Source organism: Streptomyces sp. NPDC058464 (genome assembly GCF_042721035.1).
Classification (GTDB): Bacteria; Actinomycetota; Actinomycetes; order Streptomycetales; family Streptomycetaceae; genus Streptomyces.
In genome coordinates this window covers 44,339-64,648 of sequence record NZ_JBHXMA010000003.1, presented here as the reverse complement: position 1 = coordinate 64,648, position 20,310 = coordinate 44,339, and the positions used below count along the sequence as shown (strand labels likewise).

The window sequence follows — 20,310 nt, the reverse complement described above, 5'->3', positions numbered from 1 at the left end:
TGAGAAGCACCCCACTTGCCCGGTCCGTGCGCCTACTTGCCGAGTCTGTTGGCCGTGTGCACCGCTCGCAGGACCGCCGCCGCCTTGTTGCGGCACTCCTGGTCCTCGGCGACCGGGTCGGAGTCGGCGACGATGCCGGCGCCGGCCTGGACGTAGGCCGTGCCGTCGCGCAGCAGGGCGGTGCGGATGGCGATGGCCGTGTCGGAGTCGCCGGCGAAGTCGAGGTAGCCGACGCAGCCGCCGTACAACCCCCGCCTCGACGGCTCCAGTTCGTCGATGATCTGCATCGCCCGGGGCTTGGGGGCGCCGGAGAGGGTGCCGGCCGGGAAGCAGGCGGTGAGGACGTCGAAGGCGGTGCGGCCCGCGGCGACCTTTCCGGTGACCGTGGAGACGATGTGCATGACGTGCGAGTACCGCTCGACGGACATGAAGTCGACGACCTCGACGGAGCCGGGCTCGCAGACCCGCCCGAGGTCGTTGCGCCCGAGGTCGACGAGCATCAGGTGCTCGGCGCGCTCCTTGGGGTCGGCCATCAGCTCGTCGGCGAGGGCCTGGTCCTCCTGCGGGGTGGCCCCGCGCGGCCGGGTGCCGGCGATGGGGTGCACCATGGCCTGGCCGTCCTCGACCTTGACGAGGGCTTCCGGGCTGGATCCCACGACGTCGAAACCGTCGAAGCGGAAGAGGTACATGTACGGCGACGGGTTGGTGGCCCTCAGGACCCGGTAGACGTCCAGCGCGCTCGCCGTGCACGGCGTCTCGAAGCGCTGGGAGGGGACGACCTGGAAGGCCTCGCCCGCGCGGATGCGCTCCTTGATGTCCTCGACGGCGATCTGGAAGTCGGGGCCGCCCCACAGGGCGGTGTACTCGGGGAGCTCGGAGGGCGGCAGCACGGCGGGCGGCTGGGCGACCGGGCGGGAGAGGTCGGCCTCCATGGCGTCCAGGCGGGCCACGGCGTCCGCGTGGGCCTCGTCGACACCGGTGTCGAGGTCGTTGTGGTTGATCGCGTTGGCGATCAGCAGGACCGAGCCCTCCCAGTGGTCCATGACGGCGAGGTCGCTGGTGAGGAGCATGGTCAGCTCCGGGAGCCCGAGGTCGTCGCGCTCCCCCGGGCCGATCTTCTCCAGGCGGCGCACGATGTCGTAGCCGAGGTAGCCGACCATGCCGCCGGTGAAGGGGGGCAGCTCCTGGTCGTGCGGGGTGTGCAGGGCCTCGATGGTGGCGCGCAGGGCGGCCAGCGGGTCGCCGTCGACCGGTACGCCGACGGGCGGGGTGCCGAGCCAGTGGGCCTGGCCGTCGCGGGCGGTCAGGGTCGCCGCGCTGCGGACGCCCACGAAGGAGTACCGAGACCATTGATACGCCGTGCGGCCGTTCTCGGCGGACTCCAGCAGGAAGGTGCCGGGGCGCTCGGCGGCGAGCTTGCGGTAGAGCGCGACCGGGGTGTCGCCGTCGGCGAGGAGCTTGCGGGTGACCGGGATGACGCGCCGGTCGGTCGCGAGCTTGCGGAAGGTCTCGAGGTCCATGGCGGCAGACCTTACTGATCCGAGGCGGGTACGCCGGAATCGGCGCCTTCGTGGCCGTGCTCGACGCCTTCGTGGCCGTGCTCGGCGTCCTTCAGGAGCACGTCTGCGTCGAAGCAGGTGCGGTCGCCGGTGTGGCAGGCGGCGCCCACCTGGTCGACCTTGACCAGCACGGTGTCGGCGTCGCAGTCGAGGGCGACCGACTTGACCCACTGGAAGTGGCCGGAGGTGTCGCCCTTGACCCAGTACTCCCGGCGGCTGCGCGACCAGTAGGTGCAGCGGCCGGTGGTGAGGGTCCGGTGCAGCGCCTCGTCGTCCATCCAGCCGAGCATCAGCACCTCGCCGGTGTCGTACTGCTGGGCGATGGCGGGGAGGAGTCCGTCGGCGCTGCGCTTGAGGCGGGCGGCGATCTCCGGGGCGAGGCCACTGGACGGGGGCGTACCCGTCGTTCCGGTCGTACTGGTCATGGGTGCCATTGTGCCGCGCGGCACCGACAGTCACGGTCCGTGTCCACTGTCCGGACGGTGGGTGTGGCCTTAGGCTGGCGGTATGTCGACCTTCGCCAAGCGTGAACGGCTTCTGCTCGCTGACCTCTTGGAGACCGCCGGTCCCGAGGCGCCGACCCTCTGCGAGGGCTGGGTGACCCGTGATCTGGCCGCGCACGTGGTGGTGCGGGAGCGCCGGCCCGACGCGGCCGGGGGCACGATGATCAAGCAGCTGGCGCCGCGGCTCGAGAAGGTGACGGCCGAGTTCGCGGCGAAGCCGTACGAGGAGCTGATCCAGCTGATCCGCACCGGTCCGCCGCGGTTCTCGCCGTTCCAGCTCAAGCAGGTGGACGAGGCGGCCAACACGGTCGAGTTCTACGTGCACACCGAGGACGTCCGGCGGGCCCAGCCGGACTGGTCGTCGCGGGAGCTGGACCCGGTCTTCCAGGACGCCCTGTGGTCCCGCCTGGAGCGCACCGCCCGGCTGCTGGGCCGGGGATTGCCGACGGGCCTGGTGCTGCGCCGCCCGGACGGCCAGACGGCGGTCGCCCATCGCGGCGCCCCGGTGGTGACGGTGACCGGCGAGCCCTCCGAGCTGCTGATGTTCGCGTTCGGCCGGCAGAGCACGGCGAAGGTCGAGGTGGCGGGCGACGAGAACGCGATCGCCAAGCTGCGCGAGTCGAAATCCCTGGGCATCTGAGGAGCTCCCGGTGATCAGGGTCGCGATGACCAGCGTGTACGTGGACGACGTGCCGAAGGCGCACGCGTTCTACACGGACGTCCTCGGTTTCGAGACCCGCACCCGGCTGGACCTGGGCGGCGGCACCCTGTTCGTCACGGTCGGCGCCCCGCAGGGCGCCCAGCCCGACCTCCAGCTCCTGCTGGAGCCCGGCCAGGGCCCCGTCGCGGACCCGTACCGCAGGGCCGTGTACGAGGCGGGCCTGCCGGCCATCGTCTTCTCCGTGGACGACATCCGCTCGGAGTACGACCGCCTGTGTGCCCTGGGTGTCCGCTTCCCGCACGAGCCGCAGGACCAGGGCCCGGTGGTCGCCGCCGTCCTGGACGACACGGTCGGCAACCTGATCCAGCTGACCCAGCCGAAGGGCTGAGCGGCCTCAGCGGGGCAGTTCGGCACGGCGCAGCGCGGGCACGGCGAGGGCGACGACCCCGCCGAGCGCGCAGACGGCGGCGCTGACCACGTACACCGGGCCGAGTCCGAAGACACCGATCGCGGCGGCCGTGAACGGCATGCTGAGCGGGGTCAGACCCAGGCTGATCAGCCCGGAGACGGCGGTGACCCGGCCCAGGTACGCGGGGTCGGCCTGGGTCTGCAGCAGCGCCCCGCACATGGCGCCGCTGAGCCCGGCGAGCAGGCCGATCAGCAGCGCGACGCCGACCGCGCCGACGAGGCCCGGTACGAACGCGAGGGCACCGATCGCGACGGACCCGGCGAGAATCGAGACACCGGCGACCAGACCCGCGCGCGGCAGCCGCCCCCGCACGGTCAGCAGCAGGGAGACGGCCCCGGCGCCGACGCCGAACCCCGCGAGCACCCAGCCCACGCCCGCCGCACCCCAGCCGCGCCGGTCGGCGAGCAGGGTCAGTCCGACGTTGAGGGGGCTGACGAAGCCCAGGTCGCCGAGGGCGATGGCCAGCATCAGCGGGGCCAGGACGCGGTGCCGGCGGATGTGGGCGAGCCCGGCCCGCAGGTCCTGCCAGGGGGTGGGGGCGGCGGCGCGGTCGTCGGCCGGGAGTTCCCGGACCCGCAGGGACATCAGCAGGGGGACCGATACGGCGATGAGCAGCCCGGCGAGGCCGAAGGCGGCCGCCGCGCCGCCGACGGCCACGCAAAGGCCGCCCAGGGGGGCGCCGAGGATGCTCGCGAAACGGATGGCGAGACCGCGCATGCCCTGCACCCGCGCGAGCTGGTCGCGGCTGGTCACGCGCGCGGGGAGGGCGCCCACGGCGGGCATGAACACGGCGTCGACGATGCCGAAGACCAGGGCGAGCGCGGCGAGCGGCCACAGGCCGGGGCTGGTCAGGAAGAGCAGCGCGGCCACGGCGAGGACGGCCGCGCAGCGGACCGCGTCGGAGCCGATGACGACCCGGCGGGGGCCCAGCCGGTCGGCGATCACCCCGCCGAACAGCATGAGCACGGCCCTGGGCAGGGCGCTCACGGACATCACGGCGCCGGCCTGCGCGGGTGAGCCGCCCTGGACGGCGGCCCAGGAGAGGGCGATGTAGTAGACGCTGTCGCCGACCATGGAGGAGGTGTAGGCGCCGAGCCAGCGCAGGACGTTGGGGTCGCGGTGGGCGGGGCGCGGGGCGGCGGTGGCCGAAGGCACGACGGTGGTGGCGGTCACTGAGGTGGTCCTCTCAGACGCGGAACGGGAAGCCGTACGTGTACAGCGCCACGTGCTCGCGCCCTTCGGTGTCGCCGTTCGCCTCGGCGGACCGGCCTTTCGCGTCGTACTTCCTGGCCAGCGCGAGCAGTTCCGCGCGGAGTTCGTCCAGTTCGGCCGCGGTCAGGCGGAGCAGGGACTCGGTGTCGGGCGCGGCGGCGTTCCACTCGGCGCTCCAGGTGGCGCGCTCGTCGAGGTAGCGGCGGTACATGTCGGCGCGCTGCTCGTGGAAGAGCCGGGTGGCGGCGAGGTGGGCGGCGGCCTTCTCGGGTGCGTCACGGAAGTCCCGGTCCCGGATGCTGATGCCGTCCGACGCGGGCTGCCACCAGCGCTCCCGGCCGTCCGCACTCTGTGGCTCGGCCTCCTCGATCAGACCGTGCTCGGCGAGCTTGCGCAGGTGGTAGCTGACCAGTGAGACCGCCTCGTCCACCTGGTCGGCGAGCTGCGAGGCCGTCGCCTTGTCGGCCACGCAGAGGCCTCGGTAGAGCTTCATGCGCAGCGGGTGGGCGAGCGCCTTGAGGGTGCCCACATCGGTGATCCGGTGGTCCCGCTCCTTGTCCGTCATGCCACCGACGCTAGATGCGAAAGAAAAATTGCGCAATAGATTTTGCGCAACTCCTCTTTCGCATCTGCAGAAGAAAAGGCCCCGGACAGCAGGAAGCCCCGGCCGCCTGTCTCCAGGTCACCGGGGCCGGGCTCGGCGCAGGGTCAGCGCACCGGGTGTCCCGCCTCCCGCAGGGTCTGCTTCACCTGGCCGATCCTGAGGTCGCCGAAGTGGAAGACGGAGGCGGCGAGGACCGCGTCGGCGCCCGCGCCGACGGCCGGGGGGAAGTGGGCGAGGGCGCCGGCGCCGCCGGAGGCGATGACCGGCACGGTCACGTGCTTGCGCACCGCCGCGATCATCTCCAGGTCGTAGCCGTCCTTCGTCCCGTCCGCGTCCATCGAGTTGAGCAGGATCTCGCCCGCGCCCAGCTCGGCGGCCCGGTGCGCCCACTCGACCGCGTCGATGCCGGTGCCGCGGCGGCCGCCGTGGGTGGTGACCTCGAAGGATCCCGACTCCGTGCGGCGGGCGTCGACCGACAGGACCAGGACCTGGCGGCCGAAGCGTTCCGCGATCTCGCGGATCAGGTCCGGGCGGGCGATCGCCGCCGTGTTGACGCCCACCTTGTCGGCGCCGGCGCGCAGCAGCCTGTCGACGTCCTCGGCGGTGCGGACGCCGCCGCCGACCGTCAGGGGGATGAACACCTGCTCGGCGGTGCGGCGCACCACGTCGTAGGTGGTCTCGCGGTTGCCGGAGGACGCGGTGATGTCCAGGAAGGTCAGCTCGTCGGCGCCCTCCGCGTCGTACACCTTGGCCATCTCGACCGGGTCGCCCGCGTCCCGCAGGTTCTGGAAGTTGACGCCCTTGACGACCCGGCCGTTGTCCACGTCCAGGCAGGGGATGACTCGGACCGCCAGGGTCATGACTCCACGGCTCCTCTGTATGCCTCTAGCTCTGCTTCCACCAGGATGCGCGGGTCGACGAAGCCGGTCACCACGACGAACGTGGTCACCGGGCGCACCTGGTCGAAGACCTCCTTGTGGGCGCGTCCCACCGCGTCCATGTCGCGCGCGTGCGCGAGGAACAGGCGGGTGCGGATCACCGACTCCGGTCCGAGCCCGAACTCGGCGATCGCCTCCAGGGCGGTGGTGAAGGCCACCCTGGCCTGCTCGTACGGGTCGCCCTCCCCGTACAGCACGGTGCCCTTGAAGGACGTCGTACCGCCCACCACCACACGGTCGCCCGCCGCGACGGCGCGGGCGAAACCGAAGGTCTCCTCCCAGGGACTTCCGCTCTGCACGCGCCGTACGGCATCGGACGTCATGGTGACACTGCCTCCAGTGCTTCTTCCAAGGTGAACGCCTTGGCGTACAGCGCCTTCCCGACGATGGCGCCCTCGACACCGAGGGTTACCAGGCCGGCCAGCGCGCGGAGGTCGTCCAGCGACGACACGCCGCCGGAGGCCACGACCGGCCGGTCCGTCGCGGCGCACACGTTCTTCAGGAGCTCCAGGTTCGGGCCCTGGAGGGTGCCGTCCTTGGCGATGTCGGTGACCACGTAGCGGGCGCAGCCCTCCTTGTCGAGGCGGGCGAGCGTCTCGTAGAGGTCGCCGCCGTCGCGGGTCCAGCCGCGGCCCCTGAGGGTCGTGCCGCGCACGTCCAGGCCGACCGCGATCTGGTCACCGTGTTCGGCGATGACCTTGGCGACCCACTCCGGGGTCTCCAGGGCGGCCGTGCCGAGGTTCACGCGCGTGCAGCCGGTGGCCAGTGCCGCGGCGAGGGTGGCGTCGTCGCGGATGCCGCCGGAGAGCTCGACCTTGATGTCCATGGCCTTCGTGACCTCGGCGACCAGGGAGCGGTTGTCGCCGGTGCCGAACGCCGCGTCCAGGTCGACCAGGTGCAGCCACTCGGCGCCCGACCGCTGCCAGGCGAGGGCCGCCTCCAGGGGGGAGCCGTAGGAGGTCTCGGTCCCGGACTCGCCGTGCACGAGGCGGACGGCCTGGCCGTCGCGGACGTCGACGGCGGGGAGGAGTTCGAGCGTGCTCACAGTGTTCCGATCCAGTTGGTGAGGAGCTGGGCGCCGGCGTCGCCGGACTTCTCGGGGTGGAACTGGGTGGCCCACAGGGCGCCGTTCTCCACGGCGGCCACGAACGGCTTACCGTGCGTCGACCAGGTCACCAGCGGGGCCCGCAGCGCGGCGTTGTGCGTCTCCAGCGCCCAGTCGTGGACGGCGTAGGAGTGCACGAAGTAGAAGCGCGCGTCGGCGTCCAGGCCGGCGAACAGCTGGGAGCCGGCCGGTGCTTCCACGGTGTTCCAGCCCATGTGCGGGACGATCTCGGCCTGCAGCGGCTCGACCGAGCCGGGCCACTCGTCGAGGCCGTCGGTCTCCACGCCGTGCTCGATGCCGCGCGCGAACAGGATCTGCATGCCGACGCAGATGCCCATCACCGGCCGCCCGCCGGACAGCCGGCGGTCGATGATCCAGTCCCCGCGCGCCCCGCGCAGGCCCTCCATGCAGGCGGCGAAGGCACCCACGCCGGGCACCAGCAGGCCGTCCGCGTTCATGGCCTTGTCGAAGTCACGGGTGATCTCGACGTCGGCCCCGGTGCGGGCGAGGGCGCGCTCGGCGGACCGGACGTTGCCGAAGCCGTAGTCGAAGACGACGACCTTTTTCGACGGTGCGGTCAATTCCACACCTCCAGCCTCATGACGCCCGCCACCAGGCACAGGGCGGCGCTGATCGAGAGCAGCACGATCAGGCTGGTGGGCATCTTCTGCTTGACGAAGGAGATGATTCCGCCGACCAGGAAGAGGCCGACGACGATCAGTATGGTCGAGAGGCTGTTCATCGCTTACAGCGCGCCCTTCGTCGAGGGGAGGATGCCGGCCGCGCGCGGATCGCGCTCGGAGGCGTAGCGCAGCGCCCTCGCCAGCGCCTTGAACTGGCACTCCACGATGTGGTGCGCGTTACGTCCGTACGGTACGTGCACGTGCAGGGCGATCTGCGCCTGGGCGACGAAGGACTCCAGGATGTGCCGGGTCATGGTGGTGTCGTACTCGCCGATCATCGGCGCCATCTTCTCCGGCTCGGTGTGCACGAGGTACGGGCGGCCGGACAGGTCGACCGTCACCTGGGCGAGCGACTCGTCCAGCGGGACCGTGCAGTTGCCGAAGCGGTAGATGCCCACCTTGTCGCCGAGGGCCTGCTTGAAGGCGGCGCCGAGGGCGAGGGCGGTGTCCTCGATGGTGTGATGCGAGTCGATGTGCAGGTCGCCGTCGGTCTTGACGGTGAGATCGAACAGGCCGTGCCGGCCGAGCTGGTCGAGCATGTGGTCGTAGAAGCCGACGCCGGTCTTGATGTCGGTCTTGCCGGTGCCGTCGAGGTCGATCTCGACGAGGACCGAGGTCTCCTTGGTGGTGCGCTCCACGCGCCCTACGCGGGTCATGCGTCCAGCTCCTTCTTGACTTCACGGACCGCGTCGAGGAACGCGTCGTTCTCTTCGGGGGTTCCGGCGGACACCCGCAGGAAACCGGGCACGCCGTTGTCGCGGACGAGGACCCCCCGGTCGAGGATCTTCTGCCACACCGCGTGCGGATCCGCGAACCGCCCGAACTGCACGAAGTTGGCGTCGGATTCGGTGACCTCCAGGCCCGCCGCGCGCAACTCGCTCACCAGCCGGTCCCGCTCGGCCTTCAGCTGCTCGACGTACTTCAGCAGCGTGTCGGTGTGCTCCAGGGCGGCCAGCGCGGTCGCCTGGGTGATCGCCGACAGGTGGTACGGCAGCCGCACGAGCTGGACGGCGTCCACCACCGCGGGGTGCGCGGCGAGGTAGCCGAGGCGCAGGCCGGCCGCGCCGAAGGCCTTCGACATGGTCCGGGATACGACGAGATTCGGCCGACCTTCGAGCAGCGGCAGCAGCGAGGCGCCGTGGCTGAACTCGATGTAGGCCTCGTCCACGACGACCATCGAGGGCTTGGCGGCCTGGGCGGCCTCGTAGAGCGCGAGGACCGTCTCGGCCGGCACCGCGTTGCCGGTGGGGTTGTTGGGGGTGGTGATGAAGACGACGTCCGGCCTGTGCTCGGCGATGGCCGCCGAGGCCGCCTCGACGTCGAGCGTGAAGTCCTCGTTGCGGGGGCCGGAGATCCAGCGGGTGCCGGTGCCGCGCGAGATGAGCGAGTGCATCGAGTACGACGGCTCGAAGCCGATCGCCGTGCGGCCGGGGCCGCCGAAGGTCTGCAGCAGCTGCTGGATGACCTCGTTGGAGCCGTTGGCCGCCCACACGTTCTCGACGGTGAGCGGGTGGTTGCCGGTCTTCGTCAGGTACTTGGCGAGTTCGGTGCGGAGCTGGACCGCGTCCCGGTCGGGGTAGCGGTTCAGGTCGCGGGCGGCCTCGCGCACCCGCTCCGTGATCCGCTCGACCAGCGGCTCGGGCAGCGGGTACGGGTTCTCGTTGGTGTTCAGCCGTACCGGGACGTCCAACTGGGGCGCGCCGTAGGGGGACTTGCCGCGCAGCTCGTCCCGTACGGGGAGATCGTCGATTCCGAGGTTCACTTGCTCGCCGGTACCTTCCACCCGAACCTTGCCTTCACCGCCGCGCCGTGCGCGGGCAGGTCCTCCGCCTCCGCCAGTGTGACCACGTGGTGCGCGACCTCGGCCAGCGCGTCCCGCGTGTAGTCGACGATGTGGATGCCGCGCAGGAAGGACTGGACGGAGAGCCCCGAGGAGTGGCAGGCGCAGCCGCCGGTGGGCAGCACGTGGTTGGACCCGGCGGCGTAGTCGCCGAGGGAGACGGGCGCCCAGGGCCCGATGAAGATCGCGCCCGCGTTCCTGACCCGGTCGGCCACCGCGGCGGCGTCGGCGGTCTGGATCTCCAGGTGCTCGGCGCCGTACGCGTCGACGACCCTGAGGCCCTCCTCGACGCCGTCGACCAGGACGATCGCGGACTGCCGGCCCTGCAGGGCGGGGACGATCCGGTCCTCGACGTGCTTGGTGGCCGCGACCTGCGGCTCCAGTTCCTTCGCCACCGCGTCCGCGAGCTCGACCGAGTCGGTGACCAGGACGGCGGCGGCCAGCGGGTCGTGCTCGGCCTGGCTGATCAGGTCGGCGGCGACGTGCACCGGGTCGGCGGTGGCGTCCGCGAGGACGGCGATCTCGGTCGGGCCCGCCTCCGCGTCGATGCCGATCCGGCCGGTGAAGTAGCGCTTGGCGGCGGCCACCCAGATGTTGCCGGGGCCGGTGACCATGACGGCGGGCGGGCAGGACTCGGTGCCGTACGCGAACATCGCGACGGCGGTGGCGCCGCCGGCCGCGTACACCTCGTCGACGCCGAGCAGGGCGCAGGCGGCGAGGATCGTCGGGTGCGGCAGCCCGCCGAACTCCGCCTGCGGCGGCGAGGCCAGCGCGATCGACTCGACGCCGGCCTCCTGCGCGGGCACCGCGTTCATGATCACGGAGGACGGATAGACCGACCGGCCGCCGGGCGCGTACAGCCCGACGCGCTCCACCGGCACCCACTTCTCGGTCACCGAGCCGCCCGGCACGACCTGGGTCGTGTGGGTCGTACGGCGCTGCGCGCGGTGCACGAGGCGGGCGCGCCGGATGGACTCCTCCAGGGCCGCGCGCACGGCCGGGTCGAGCTCCGCCAGGGCCTTGTCGAGCGCCTCGGCGGGCACCCGCACCTGCTCCAGCCGCACCCCGTCGAACTTCTCCGCGAAGTCGATCAGCGCCGCGTCGCCCCGATGATGCACGGCCTCGCAGATCGGACGCACCTTCTCCAGGGCGGCCGAGACGTCGAAGTCGGCTCGGGGCAGCAGGTCGCGCAGGGCGGGTCCCTCGGGGAGGGCGTCGCCGCGCAGATCGATTCGGGAGATCACAGGCTCAATTCTCTCAGACGGCACTCGGAGCCCGTCCGCGCGTATCAATGGCTGATACAGAACGTGGGGCAACAGCCGGTACATAGCCTGGCCGGAACCCGGAAGATCGCCTTCACCTACGGTGTTCGAGGTCTCACACAGCGGGCATCACCGGTTGTACCGAAACATGACCAACGAGTAGCCCGAGGAAGAAGGAACAGCCGTGACCGAGGGGGACGGCGTCCGGGACGGGGACCTGCCGGACGATCTGACCGCGGCCGAGGCCGGTATGTGGCAGGCGTTCCGCAACGGCAGTGTGTACGACCTGAGCAGCGGCGACATGCACGTGGACGATCCGCACGGCGGCCAGCCGTGGGGGCCCGAGCGGACCGTGCGGGCCCGGATCGTCTGCTGGCTGCTGCTCGACGGGCCGCCGCCGCTGGCGGGCCGGGTGGCCTCGCTGAAGCTGGCCGGCGTGCGGATCACCGGCCCCCTGGACCTGGCGGGCGGCACGGTCACGCCGTACGTGGAGCTGCGCGGCTGCCGGTTCGACGACGAGATCCTGCTGCCGGAGGCGCATTTCACGACCGTACGACTGGTCGACTGTGCGGCGCCGCGCCTCGAGGCCGCCCGGGTGCACACGGAGGGTGACCTGCATCTGCCGCGCTGCCGTTTCCTCGGCGGGGTCCGGCTGACCGACGCGCACATCGGCACCGACCTGCTGCTGAACCAGGCGGTGGTGTACCGGGACCGCAGCGGGCGGTCGATCGCGGCGGACGGCATGACCGTCGGCCAGGACCTGCAGGCGGAGCTCCTGGAGTCGCACGGGGAGCTGAGCCTGCGCAGCGCCAAGGTGGGCGTCTCGCTGAGCCTGCGCGGGGCGCGGCTGCGCAACCCCGACGGGCGGTTCGCGCTGAACGCGCCCCAGCTGACCGTCGGCCGGACCCTGTACCTGACCCCGGCCGGGGTGGGCGGCCCCTGGCAGAGCGGGACGACCCCGGCGCGCGGGACGCGGATCCAGCGGTTCGAGTGCCAGGGCGGGATCCGGCTGGACGACGGGCGGTTCGGGGACGCGGTGGACCTGGAGCGGGCGAGGTTCGCCTTCACGGACGTCCAGGAGCTGTCGCTGCGCCGGGTGCAGGCGCCGGAGCTGCGGTTCCTCGGGGAGGAGCCGCAGCGCGGAGCGGTGCTGCTGTCGGGCGCCCGGACCACCAACCTGGTCGACCGGGCGACCAGCTGGCCGGGACCGGGGCGGCTGCACATGGGCGGGTTCGTCTACGAGAACCTGGTCCCGCAGGGCCCGTTCCCGCTGACCCGGCGGCTGGACTGGGTGGCGGCGGCGACCGCCGAGTACAACCCGGAGCCGTACGAGCGGCTCGCGACCGTGCTGCGGGCCGCCGGCGAGGACGAGGACGCGCGCGAGGTACTGCTCGCCAAGCAGCGGCGGCGGCGCGAGACGCTGCCGCCGGCCGCCAAGCTCTGGGGGTTCGCGCAGGACCTGACGGTGGCCTACGGCTACCGGCCGGGCCGGGCGGCGGTGTGGATGGCGGTGCTGTGGGCGGCGGGCACGCTCGCGTTCGCGCACGCCCCGCATCCGCCGGTGAACTCCGGCGGCCACCCGGTCTGGGATCCGGCCCTGTTCGTCCTGGACCTGCTGCTGCCGGTGATCGACCTGGGCCAGGTCGGCCAGTGGCGGCTCACCGGCGGCTGGCAGTGGGCGGCGGCGGTGATGATCCTGCTGGGCTGGATCCTGGCGACGACGGTGGCGGCGGGGGCGACGAGGCTGCTGCGGCGGGGGTGACGAGGCTGCTGCGGCAGGTGGGGACGACCGGTGCCGCGGAGACACCCGAGTCACCTCGGGCACCACCTCTGACAGGTACCGAACAGATGAGCAACAGTCACCTTTTACGCGTCCTTGACCAGCCGCCGTACAACTTTCATGGAGTTGGCCACACCGTCTGGCGCTGCCCCGACCTGCGGACTTTCAATGGTCGACACCATGGCTTCGCTGCGCGCGCTCTTCCGTTCCGCACGGAGGGCCCCCACCGCTCCGCGTCTCGCTGCCGGACCGCTCCCGTCCGACGACGAGGTGTTCCTCGACGCGCCCGACGAACGTCTCGCCCCCGCGCTGGTCGCGGCCGGCCGGGGCGAGTACGAACCCGCCGCGAAACTGCTGGCCGGCACCAGGGACGCGGCCGAGTGGGAGGAACGCGACCGGTACGTGCGCCGGCTCGCCCTCTTCGCCCGCTCCCGCACCGAGTGGCTCGACCAGTGGGCCGTGACCGCGCCGCAGGACCCGGACCTGCTGCCGGTCCAGGCCCAGCTCGCGGTCGACCACGCCTGGGACTCCCCCGCCCGCGCGGAGCTCCTGCGCCCGCTCAGCCCGCTGATCACGGCGGCCGCGCGCGGCGACGACCGGGACCCGGTGCCGTGGCGGATCGCGCTCGACCACGCCCGCGGGACGAATGCCGGCCACAAGTACTTCGAGGAGCTGTGGGAGGCGGCCGTGCGCCGTGCCCCGCACCACTCCGGCTGCCATGTGGCGGCGCTGCGCTATCTGGCCACGTACTGGCACGGCTCGCACCACGAGTGCTTCGACTTCGCCGACCTGGCCGCGCAGGACGCCCCGCCGGACTCGCTGGTCCAGGCCCTGCCGGCCCGCGCGGCCTTCACCTACCTCAGCGACGGCTGCGGCCCCGAGGTGCCGCGCGCCCGCCTGGACGCGGCGGCCGACCGGGCGATCGACCTCTCCGCGCGGTTCCCGGCGGCCGACCCCTGGCCGGCCGAGGTCCGCAACCAGCTGATGTACCTGCTGGTCCGCCTGGAACGCTGGGAGGCGGCCCGCACCCAGCTGCACCTGATCGGCCCGTACGTCACGTCCTTCCCCTGGGACCGCCTCTCCGACGACCCGCTGGGCCATTTTCTGCGCCTGCGCGCCCACCTGCTGGCCGGTACGGAACCGCCTCCCGAGGCCGAACCGACCCCCTCGGCGAGGGCCGCGGGACGCCCACGGACCGAGCACGGCGGACATGCCACCGCCGATGACCACTAGGCTGTGGCGCCGTGACCACCGTCCGTCTCCCTCTCTTCCCGCTGAACTCGGTGCTGTTCCCGGGGCTGGTGCTGCCGCTGAACGTCTTCGAGGAGCGCTATCGCGCCATGATGCGCGACCTGCTGAAGACGCCCGAGGAGGAACCGCGCCGGTTCGCCGTCGTGGCGATCCGCGACGGCCACGAAGTGGCGGCGACCGCACCGGGCATGCCGGACCCGACGGCCCAGCCCGAGAAGGGCCCGGCGGCCGGCTTCGGACCCGACCCGCTCAAGTCCTTCCACCGGGTGGGCTGTGTGGCGGACGCGGCGACGATCCGGGAGCGGGCGAACGGCACGTTCGAGGTACTGGCCACGGGTACGAACCGGGTACGGCTGCTCTCCGTCGACACGTCGGGCCCGTTCCTGACGGCGGAGCTGGAGGAGCTGCCCGAGGAGCAGGGCGACGAGGCGGGCGCGCTGGCCGAGGGGGTCCTGCGGGCCTTCCGCCAGTACCAGAAGCGTCTGGCGGGCGCGCGGGAACGCTCACTGTCGTCCGGCGTGGACCTCCCCGACGAACCGTCGGTCGTCTCCTACCTGGTCGCGGCGGCGATGATGCACGACACCCCCACCAAGCAGCGCCTGCTGCAGGCCCCCGACACCGCCTCCCGCCTCCGCGACGAGCTGAAACTCCTTCGCTCCGAGACGGCGATCATCCGTAACCTGCCGTCACTGCCCGCGGCGGAGCTGACGCGGGCGCCGACGAGTCTGAACTGAACCGGGGATTTCCTGACATGCCGAAGAAGCCGAAGAAGCAGCAGTCCGGGGGCGGCGGTACCCCGGCGACGGTGGCCCTGACGGCCGCGGGGGCGGACTTCACGGTCCACTCCTACGACCACGACCCCGCCCACCCGTCCTACGGCGAGGAGGCGGCGGAGGCGATGGGCGTGTCCCCGGACCGGGTCTTCAAGACCCTGGTCGCGGACGTGGACGGCGCGCTCACGGTCGCCGTCGTCCCGGTGGCCGGCAGCCTGGACCTCAAGGCCCTGGCGACGGCGGTCGGCGGCAAGCGCGCGGCGATGGCGGACCCGGCCCTCGCCGAGCGCACGACGGGCTACGTCCGCGGCGGCATCTCCCCGCTCGGCCAGCGCAAGAAACTCCCCACGGTCCTGGACGCCTCGGCCTCCTCCCACCCCACGATCTGCGTCTCGGCAGGCCGCCGCGGCCTCGAGGTCGAACTGGCCCCGACCACCCTGGCCACCCTCACGAACGCGACCCTGGCCCCCATCGGACGTGCGTGACCCCTCGACGAAGTCTCCGTGCTCGGTTAAGTACGGAAGACATGTCGAAGAAGACACGGAAAAGGAAGTGGCGCCTGAAGAAGGCCCGCTCGAACCACGGTCGCCGTCCGGCATAGCAACCCCCCGGGCGCGGGCGCCGAACTGGCCCGACCACAGGTTTTCCCGCGCCCCTGCCCGACACCCACCTCACAACACACCGGGCACCAGCCCGACTGCGGGCCGCCGCGGGCGCCAGGTGACAGGTAGACCGCCGGGCGTCGCGGACACCAGGTGGCAAGTCGGCTGCGGGCCGTCGTGGGCTGGTCGCGCAGTTCCCCGCGCCCCTGGCTCTTCTGCCGACGCCCCCGCTTCGCAGTTGCCGAACACGGCCCACGCCCCCACCCACCAGCCCGACTGCAGGCCGCCGCGGACACCAGGTGGCAAGTCGGCTACGGGCCGTCGTGGGCTGGTCGCGCAGTTCCCCGCACCCCTGGCTCTTCTGCCGACGCCCCCGCTTCCCAGTCGCCGAACGGGGCCCGCGCCCACCCACCAGCCCGTCCGGCGTTTGAGGACGAGGCCGTTCAGGCCGAGGCGGGGGTGCGGGGGCGGCAGCCCCCGGAGCGGGCGGTCGAAGGGGGGGCTCCCCCTGGAGGATGGGACGGGTAGGGGCGGCGGGGGCGAAGGATGCTACGCCGGCGGAGCGGCGTACGGGCCGTCCTCGTACGGCGGCTCCGGGTCCCGCGGACCGAACAGCGCCGTCAACCCCAGATGCACCACCAACGCCGACAACGGCCACGCCAGCAACGCCCCCTTCGCCCCGAGCTTCAGCGGCGCCGAGAACGTCACCCCCTTCCCCACGGCCTTCGCGTGAGCGATCACGTCCTGCTCCGGCCCCAGCCACATCCCCAGCCGCCAGGCAAGGAAAGACGCGAGCAGCCCCCCGACCCCCAGCCCCACCACCAGCGGCACACCCCCACGCCGCCGCCACAGGAACACCACGACCGCGCTCACGACCCCGAGAGCCAGCGCCAGCAGCGTGAACGTTCCGTCCACTCCCGCCGCCTGCTCCCCCTCGCTGTCCTTGAGGTAGACCGCCCAGCTCTTGCCGGACTGGTCCCCCACCAGCGGTACGTGCGGCGCCAGCCACAGCCACAGCAGCCCGAGCAGCACACCGCTCACGGCCACCGCGACGGCGATCACGGCACCTTCCCGCAGTTCGGTCTTCATCCCGGGACCGTCCTGTCCGTACGCTCCGTACTGTCCGTACTCCCCCGCCGCCTCCCCGGCAGGCGGCGGCGCCTGCCAGGCCTGGTGCGAGGACTGGTCGTGCGGCGGAGGCGGCGGCGTCAGCGGTGCGGTCACGATGCCATCGTGCCAGGTCGGCCTGTGGGGCGCGTCACCGGACGGCAGCCCTGCGGTACGCCCAGGTGGCGACGGCCAGCGAGACGACCCCCACCCCGGCACACACGCCCAGGTCAGCGAGGACGACGGCCCAGTCGGGCTGCGCCCCGAAGGTCCGGGCGAAGGCCTCGACGCCGTACGTCGAAGGCAGCAGGTCACGCGCGAACTGGATGATCCCCGGCATCCGGTCGGGCGGCAGCACCCCGAGCAGCAGCGCCGCGGACATGCCCAGCTGCCCGAGCAGCGTGGCGATCTCGGGCCGGGGCGCGAGCAGCCCGCAGGCCGCGCCCAGCCCCGCCAGGGCCGCCCCCGCGAGCGGGATCACGGCGACGAGGATCCACAGGTTCGCGAGCGGCAGCCCGAACAGCACGCATCCGAAGACGGCGGTCACCAGCGTCCCCGGCACAGTGAACGAGGCGTACGCCGCGGCCGCCCCGAGCACCACCGAGGCCGGCGGCACGGGCAGCGTGGCGTAGTGGTCGAGGCCGCCGCTCGCCCGCAGCTGCCCGAAGTACTGCGCGAGCAGGTTCAGCGCCACGTAGGCCACCACGACCACCGCGGAGCCCGCCACCACGGACTGGGCCTCGCTCCGCGAGTCCACCACCCCGCGCATCATGATCATGATGCCGACGGACTGGAACGTCGCGACGAACAGCAGCGGGATCCGCGCCACCCGGGCCCGGGACAGCTGCGCACGGTAGACGGCCACCAGCGACGGCCACAGCCGCGCCCGCGGGCCCAGCTCGGCCACCGGGGCACCCGGCGCCGTCTCCTCCACGGCCAGGGCACCGCCCGGCAGAACCTCAGCGGGTACGACACTCACGTCGCGCTGCTCCCCTTCCGTGCGGCACCTGCGGCCCGTACCGCTGCCGCGCCTTTCCGTACGCGCATGGCCGCCGTCCTGTTCACCCTCGCGTTCGCCCTCACGCCTTCACCAGCCCCTGCCGTGCGGCGCCGCCCAGCGCCAGGTATACGTCCTCCAGGCTGGGCGTGGCGAGGGTGAAGTCGTCGAGGGCGGCGAAGGCGGCCCCGCCGGTCACCGTGGCGACGACGGCGCGTGCCTCCTCGGGCGCGAGCCGCAGCGTCCAGCGCCGGCCGGACTCGACGGCACGCTCCCGCAGGACGGCGACCTCTGGCACATCCAGCGGCGCCCGCTCCCGCCACACCAGCTCGACCCGCACCTCGCCGGCGACGCGTTCCTTGAGCCCGGCGGGGGTGTCGCAGGCGATGACCCGTCCCTGGTCGAGGACGGCGACCCGGTCGAGCACGGTCTCGGCCTCGATGACGTTGTGGGTGACCAGCACCACGGTGGCCCCCTGCTCGGCCCGGCGCCGGTCCACGGCAGCCCACACGGCCCGCCGGGCCACGGGGTCCATCCCGGTCGTCGGCTCGTCGAGCACCAGCAAGGGCCGCTCCCCGACCAGCGCGGCGGCGAAACAGGCCAGTCGCCGCTGTCCTCCGGAGAGCTTCTTGAGCGCCCGCCCGGCGATGGGCGTGAGGCCCAGTTCCTCCAGCACCGCGTCGCGCTCGCTCCGGGCCTGCCGTACGTCCAGTCCGCGCAGCCGCCCGGTGGTCTCGGCGGCGAGGGACACGGTCAGCTCGTCGAGGGCGCTGGACTCCTGCCCGAGGTAGGCGAGGATCCGCGCGGCCCGCTCCGGGTGCCGCACGATGTCGTGTCCGAGGATCTCGACGCTGCCCGCGTCGGGCCGCAGCAGCCCGGTGAGCTGCCGTACGAGCGTCGACTTGCCGGCCCCGTTCGGCCCGAGCAGCCCGAAGATCTCCCCGCGCCGGATCTCGAGCTCCACCCCGTCGGTGGCCCGCACCTCGGGCACGGCGGGGGCGCCACGCCGCCCTTTGACCGCGGCGTAGGTCTTCGTCAGCCCACGCACGGCACACACGACGTCACCCTGCTGCCGAAGTGCCCGACCCACGCCCGTACTCACAAGGGACGAGACTACGGGGTCGGGCCCCTTTACTCACCGTTGGGGCAGTTGGCGCCCCAAAGGGGCGCGGGACTGTATTCATTTGCGGCTCCGCCGCGTGGGCGCGACCAGCCCCCACCGGCCCCCAGCCGAAAGCACCACCGCGCCCCCTCACTCACTCCGCCGACGCATGCTCCCCGGCCCCCGCCGGCACATCGAACTCCCTCCAGAACCCCGCCCGAATGGCGTACCGGTCATGCTCGTCGATCTGGTCGTCCTTGTGCGCCAGCAACCCGAACCGCGCCGCGTACCGCAGCAGCTCGCCGTCGATCCGGTGCGGAATCCGCGGATACATCCCCGACAGCTTGTGCAGATGGCTCTGGTCCCCGAGCCGCGACATCCACCGCTTGGCGAACACCTGCCCGACCTCGTACGGATCCCCGCCGACGGTCGTGATGTCCTCCTCCCGGTCGGCCCACCGCTGCTCCGCGGTGGTCAGCTGCGCCAGCGTCGGCATGGAGGCCGCCTCCGCCGACTCCGCCGCGCCCCCCGGCCGGTCCACCCACCCCTTGTCCGAGGACCACCGCAGCGTCGCCGTCGTCGCCGGATGCTGGACCGGCTGCGCGCCCGGCGCCCGCAGCGCGGCGAGATCCTTCGGCGTCGGCACCCCCTTCGGCGTCGGCATCCGCTCCGGCGCCCCGTTCTCCGCCACGCTCGCCGCGGGGGCCCGGTCGGCGCCCTCGGGCACCGCCTCCGCCGCTGCCGCCAGCGACGACTCGGGCAGCGGCGCCGAGAGGATCGCGGCGATCTCCGGCCGTGGCACCGGCGGCGGCGCACAGACCGCGGTCAGCTCCTTGGCCCGTACCGCCTGGGTGATCCACGCCCGGTCCAGGACCCGCCGCTCGTCGGCCTCGGCGACCAGGTCCTCGGACTGGTTGTAGTCCCCGTCGGCGGCCTGCACGGCCCACAGATGGACGGCGACCCCGTGCTCCTTGGCGGCCATCATGCCCGGCAGCAGGTCCCCGTCACCGGTCACCAGCACGACGTCGGAGCAGGCCCGGTTCCTGGCCAGCTCGGTCAGCTCGGCGTGCATGGCCGCGTCCACGCCCTTCTGCGCCCAGCGCCCGTCGCTGCGGGTCAGCGCGCCGAGCCGGACGGTCACCCGGGGCATCACGCGCAGCCGGCGGTGTTCCGGCTGGGGGACGCGGTCGGGGGCACCGTCGAACCAGTAGATGCGCAGCAGTGGACGCTCGGTGTCGGACTCCGCGCGGTCGCGCAGCGCCTGGATCAGCGCGGCGTGGTCGACGGTGATCCGGGATCGGGAGGGCTCACCGGCGAGGAGACTGGCGGCGGCACCCAGCAGATACCCGGCGTCCACCAGGACGATGCAGCGGTCCACGCGACTCACCCTCTTTCCGGGAGGTTTGCTTCCGGGGCTTCCTTCGAGTCTGCCCGACCACGCGGGGGTTAACGGCCCGAACTCGATCTTCGGCGTGGCGTTTCGGGACCTCGCTCTCCGACAAGCCCTGTCACACACGGTAATTATCCGAAATGCGTCCGTTGTCAGCCTATGTGAATCTGAATTCGGCCCCTAGATCCCCCACAGGAGGCAGATCACCATGGCCAAGAACAAGAACCGCAAGGGTGGCTCCCAGAACCGCACCTCGCAGAGCGAGCAGTCCCACGAGCACCCGCAGCGTACGTCGACGGAGTCCCAGGACTCGCCGGTGTCGCACATCCAGGGCAGTCCGGCGGACGTTGCGAAGAAGAAGCAGAAGAGCTTCGGTCACAACTGAGCGGACCGACCAGGTCCCACCGGGCTGTTGAAGCCCAGGCACGCAGGAGGGGCGCACCCGTCGCGGGTGCGCCCCTTCGGCGCGCGT

The 20,310-nt window shown here is 72.5% G+C and carries 23 protein-coding genes; 7 read left to right on the top strand and 16 right to left on the bottom strand.

Annotated features, from left to right (window positions below):
• Positions 1-32: 32 nt before the first annotated feature.
• Together ACFWPQ_RS05400 and hisI are read right to left on the bottom strand one after the other, a co-directional pair.
• Entirely contained in the window at positions 33-1,520 is a 1,488-nt protein-coding gene (locus tag ACFWPQ_RS05400) for an anthranilate synthase component I (RefSeq protein ID WP_384030188.1), read from the bottom strand.
• 11 nt (positions 1,521-1,531) lie between these two features.
• Positions 1,532-1,993: a phosphoribosyl-AMP cyclohydrolase gene (gene hisI, locus ACFWPQ_RS05395; RefSeq protein WP_361284594.1), complete on the bottom strand. Its 462-nt coding sequence runs from the start codon at positions 1,991-1,993 to the stop codon at positions 1,532-1,534.
• A 73-nt stretch (positions 1,994-2,066) separates the two neighbouring features.
• On the opposite strand from hisI, the gene ACFWPQ_RS05390 reads away from it, so the two are divergent.
• Positions 2,067-2,702, top strand: coding sequence for a TIGR03085 family metal-binding protein (locus ACFWPQ_RS05390; protein ID WP_384030187.1), 636 nt, complete (start codon positions 2,067-2,069; stop codon positions 2,700-2,702).
• 10 nt (positions 2,703-2,712) lie between these two features.
• Entirely contained in the window at positions 2,713-3,111 is a 399-nt protein-coding gene (locus tag ACFWPQ_RS05385) for a VOC family protein (protein WP_361283704.1), read from the top strand.
• 6 nt (positions 3,112-3,117) lie between these two features.
• On the opposite strand, the gene ACFWPQ_RS05380 is transcribed toward ACFWPQ_RS05385, so the two are convergent.
• The 10 genes from ACFWPQ_RS05380 to hisD all read right to left on the bottom strand — a co-directional run bounded on the left by ACFWPQ_RS05380 (position 3,118) and on the right by hisD (position 10,818).
• A complete protein-coding gene (locus ACFWPQ_RS05380; protein ID WP_384030184.1) occupies positions 3,118-4,365 on the bottom strand; it encodes an MFS transporter in 1,248 nt (415 codons plus the stop codon).
• A 13-nt stretch (positions 4,366-4,378) separates the two neighbouring features.
• Positions 4,379-4,969 (bottom strand): ArsR/SmtB family transcription factor, encoded by a 591-nt coding sequence (locus ACFWPQ_RS05375; RefSeq protein ID WP_384030182.1) that lies wholly within the window; start codon positions 4,967-4,969, stop codon positions 4,379-4,381.
• A 143-nt stretch (positions 4,970-5,112) separates the two neighbouring features.
• The gene (gene hisF, locus ACFWPQ_RS05370) at positions 5,113-5,868 is read right to left on the bottom strand and encodes an imidazole glycerol phosphate synthase subunit HisF (RefSeq protein ID WP_384030180.1); all 756 of its coding nucleotides are present in this window, start codon (positions 5,866-5,868) and stop codon (positions 5,113-5,115) included.
• Complete coding sequence (locus tag ACFWPQ_RS05365) at positions 5,865-6,269, bottom strand: RidA family protein (protein WP_384030178.1); 405 nt, start codon at positions 6,267-6,269, stop codon at positions 5,865-5,867. The genes hisF and ACFWPQ_RS05365 overlap by 4 nt, the downstream gene beginning before the upstream one ends.
• Entirely contained in the window at positions 6,266-6,991 is a 726-nt protein-coding gene (gene priA / locus ACFWPQ_RS05360; RefSeq protein ID WP_384030176.1) for a bifunctional 1-(5-phosphoribosyl)-5-((5-phosphoribosylamino)methylideneamino)imidazole-4-carboxamide isomerase/phosphoribosylanthranilate isomerase PriA, read from the bottom strand. The genes ACFWPQ_RS05365 and priA overlap by 4 nt, the downstream gene beginning before the upstream one ends.
• Positions 6,988-7,632: an imidazole glycerol phosphate synthase subunit HisH gene (hisH, locus tag ACFWPQ_RS05355; protein WP_384030174.1), complete on the bottom strand. Its 645-nt coding sequence runs from the start codon at positions 7,630-7,632 to the stop codon at positions 6,988-6,990. The genes priA and hisH overlap by 4 nt, the downstream gene beginning before the upstream one ends.
• The gene (locus ACFWPQ_RS05350; protein WP_351704898.1) at positions 7,629-7,793 is read right to left on the bottom strand and encodes a hypothetical protein; all 165 of its coding nucleotides are present in this window, start codon (positions 7,791-7,793) and stop codon (positions 7,629-7,631) included. The genes hisH and ACFWPQ_RS05350 overlap by 4 nt, the downstream gene beginning before the upstream one ends.
• Before the next feature lie 3 nt (positions 7,794-7,796).
• Positions 7,797-8,390, bottom strand: coding sequence for an imidazoleglycerol-phosphate dehydratase HisB (gene hisB / locus ACFWPQ_RS05345; protein ID WP_133028294.1), 594 nt, complete (start codon positions 8,388-8,390; stop codon positions 7,797-7,799).
• A complete protein-coding gene (locus ACFWPQ_RS05340; protein ID WP_384030171.1) occupies positions 8,387-9,496 on the bottom strand; it encodes a histidinol-phosphate transaminase in 1,110 nt (369 codons plus the stop codon). The genes hisB and ACFWPQ_RS05340 overlap by 4 nt, the downstream gene beginning before the upstream one ends.
• Positions 9,493-10,818 carry a histidinol dehydrogenase gene (gene hisD, locus ACFWPQ_RS05335; RefSeq protein ID WP_384030169.1) on the bottom strand — a complete coding sequence of 442 codons (1,326 nt, stop codon included), beginning with the start codon at positions 10,816-10,818 and terminating at the stop codon, positions 9,493-9,495. The genes ACFWPQ_RS05340 and hisD overlap by 4 nt, the downstream gene beginning before the upstream one ends.
• A gap of 202 nt (positions 10,819-11,020) precedes the next feature.
• Between hisD and ACFWPQ_RS05330 the strand changes: the two genes are divergently transcribed.
• The 4 genes from ACFWPQ_RS05330 (at position 11,021) to ybaK (ending at position 15,125) form a co-directional block, all read left to right on the top strand.
• Positions 11,021-12,598 (top strand): oxidoreductase, encoded by a 1,578-nt coding sequence (locus ACFWPQ_RS05330; protein ID WP_384030167.1) that lies wholly within the window; start codon positions 11,021-11,023, stop codon positions 12,596-12,598.
• A 186-nt stretch (positions 12,599-12,784) separates the two neighbouring features.
• Entirely contained in the window at positions 12,785-13,849 is a 1,065-nt protein-coding gene (locus tag ACFWPQ_RS05325) for a hypothetical protein (protein ID WP_384030165.1), read from the top strand.
• 11 nt (positions 13,850-13,860) lie between these two features.
• Positions 13,861-14,601, top strand: a complete 741-nt coding sequence (locus tag ACFWPQ_RS05320) for an LON peptidase substrate-binding domain-containing protein (RefSeq protein WP_384030163.1) — start codon at positions 13,861-13,863, stop codon at positions 14,599-14,601.
• A 17-nt stretch (positions 14,602-14,618) separates the two neighbouring features.
• Positions 14,619-15,125 (top strand): Cys-tRNA(Pro) deacylase, encoded by a 507-nt coding sequence (gene ybaK, locus ACFWPQ_RS05315; RefSeq protein ID WP_384030161.1) that lies wholly within the window; start codon positions 14,619-14,621, stop codon positions 15,123-15,125.
• A gap of 666 nt (positions 15,126-15,791) precedes the next feature.
• On the opposite strand, the gene ACFWPQ_RS05310 is transcribed toward ybaK, so the two are convergent.
• The 4 genes from ACFWPQ_RS05310 to ACFWPQ_RS05295 form a co-directional block, all read right to left on the bottom strand.
• Entirely contained in the window at positions 15,792-16,466 is a 675-nt protein-coding gene (locus ACFWPQ_RS05310) for an AAA family ATPase (protein ID WP_384030159.1), read from the bottom strand.
• Positions 16,467-16,500: 34 nt separating this feature from the next.
• A complete protein-coding gene (locus ACFWPQ_RS05305) occupies positions 16,501-17,328 on the bottom strand; it encodes an ABC transporter permease (protein ID WP_384030157.1) in 828 nt (275 codons plus the stop codon).
• A gap of 100 nt (positions 17,329-17,428) precedes the next feature.
• Complete coding sequence (locus tag ACFWPQ_RS05300; protein ID WP_384030155.1) at positions 17,429-18,403, bottom strand: ABC transporter ATP-binding protein; 975 nt, start codon at positions 18,401-18,403, stop codon at positions 17,429-17,431.
• Between the two features lie 199 nt (positions 18,404-18,602).
• On the bottom strand, positions 18,603-19,826 hold the full coding sequence (locus ACFWPQ_RS05295) for an NYN domain-containing protein (protein ID WP_361283651.1): 1,224 nt from the start codon (positions 19,824-19,826) through the stop codon (positions 18,603-18,605).
• 220 nt (positions 19,827-20,046) lie between these two features.
• On the opposite strand from ACFWPQ_RS05295, the gene ACFWPQ_RS05290 reads away from it, so the two are divergent.
• Complete coding sequence (locus ACFWPQ_RS05290) at positions 20,047-20,223, top strand: hypothetical protein (protein ID WP_361283648.1); 177 nt, start codon at positions 20,047-20,049, stop codon at positions 20,221-20,223.
• Positions 20,224-20,310 lie beyond the last annotated feature (87 nt).

Bases quoted from the DNA above. Each gene is read 5' to 3' on its own strand.
- ACFWPQ_RS05400 (WP_384030188.1), bottom strand. From the start codon at position 1,520: ATGGACCTCGAGACCTTCCGCAAGCTCGCGACCGACCGGCGCGTCATC.
- hisI (WP_361284594.1), bottom strand. From the start codon at position 1,993: ATGGCACCCATGACCAGTACGACCGGAACGACGGGTACGCCCCCGTCC.
- ACFWPQ_RS05390 (WP_384030187.1), top strand. From the start codon at position 2,067: ATGTCGACCTTCGCCAAGCGTGAACGGCTTCTGCTCGCTGACCTCTTG.
- ACFWPQ_RS05375 (WP_384030182.1), bottom strand. From the start codon at position 4,969: ATGACGGACAAGGAGCGGGACCACCGGATCACCGATGTGGGCACCCTC.
- hisF (WP_384030180.1), bottom strand. From the start codon at position 5,868: ATGACCCTGGCGGTCCGAGTCATCCCCTGCCTGGACGTGGACAACGGC.
- ACFWPQ_RS05365 (WP_384030178.1), bottom strand. From the start codon at position 6,269: ATGACGTCCGATGCCGTACGGCGCGTGCAGAGCGGAAGTCCCTGGGAG.
- ACFWPQ_RS05350 (WP_351704898.1), bottom strand. From the start codon at position 7,793: ATGAACAGCCTCTCGACCATACTGATCGTCGTCGGCCTCTTCCTGGTC.
- hisB (WP_133028294.1), bottom strand. From the start codon at position 8,390: ATGACCCGCGTAGGGCGCGTGGAGCGCACCACCAAGGAGACCTCGGTC.
- ACFWPQ_RS05325 (WP_384030165.1), top strand. From the start codon at position 12,785: ATGGTCGACACCATGGCTTCGCTGCGCGCGCTCTTCCGTTCCGCACGG.
- ybaK (WP_384030161.1), top strand. From the start codon at position 14,619: ATGCCGAAGAAGCCGAAGAAGCAGCAGTCCGGGGGCGGCGGTACCCCG.
- ACFWPQ_RS05290 (WP_361283648.1), top strand. From the start codon at position 20,047: ATGGCCAAGAACAAGAACCGCAAGGGTGGCTCCCAGAACCGCACCTCG.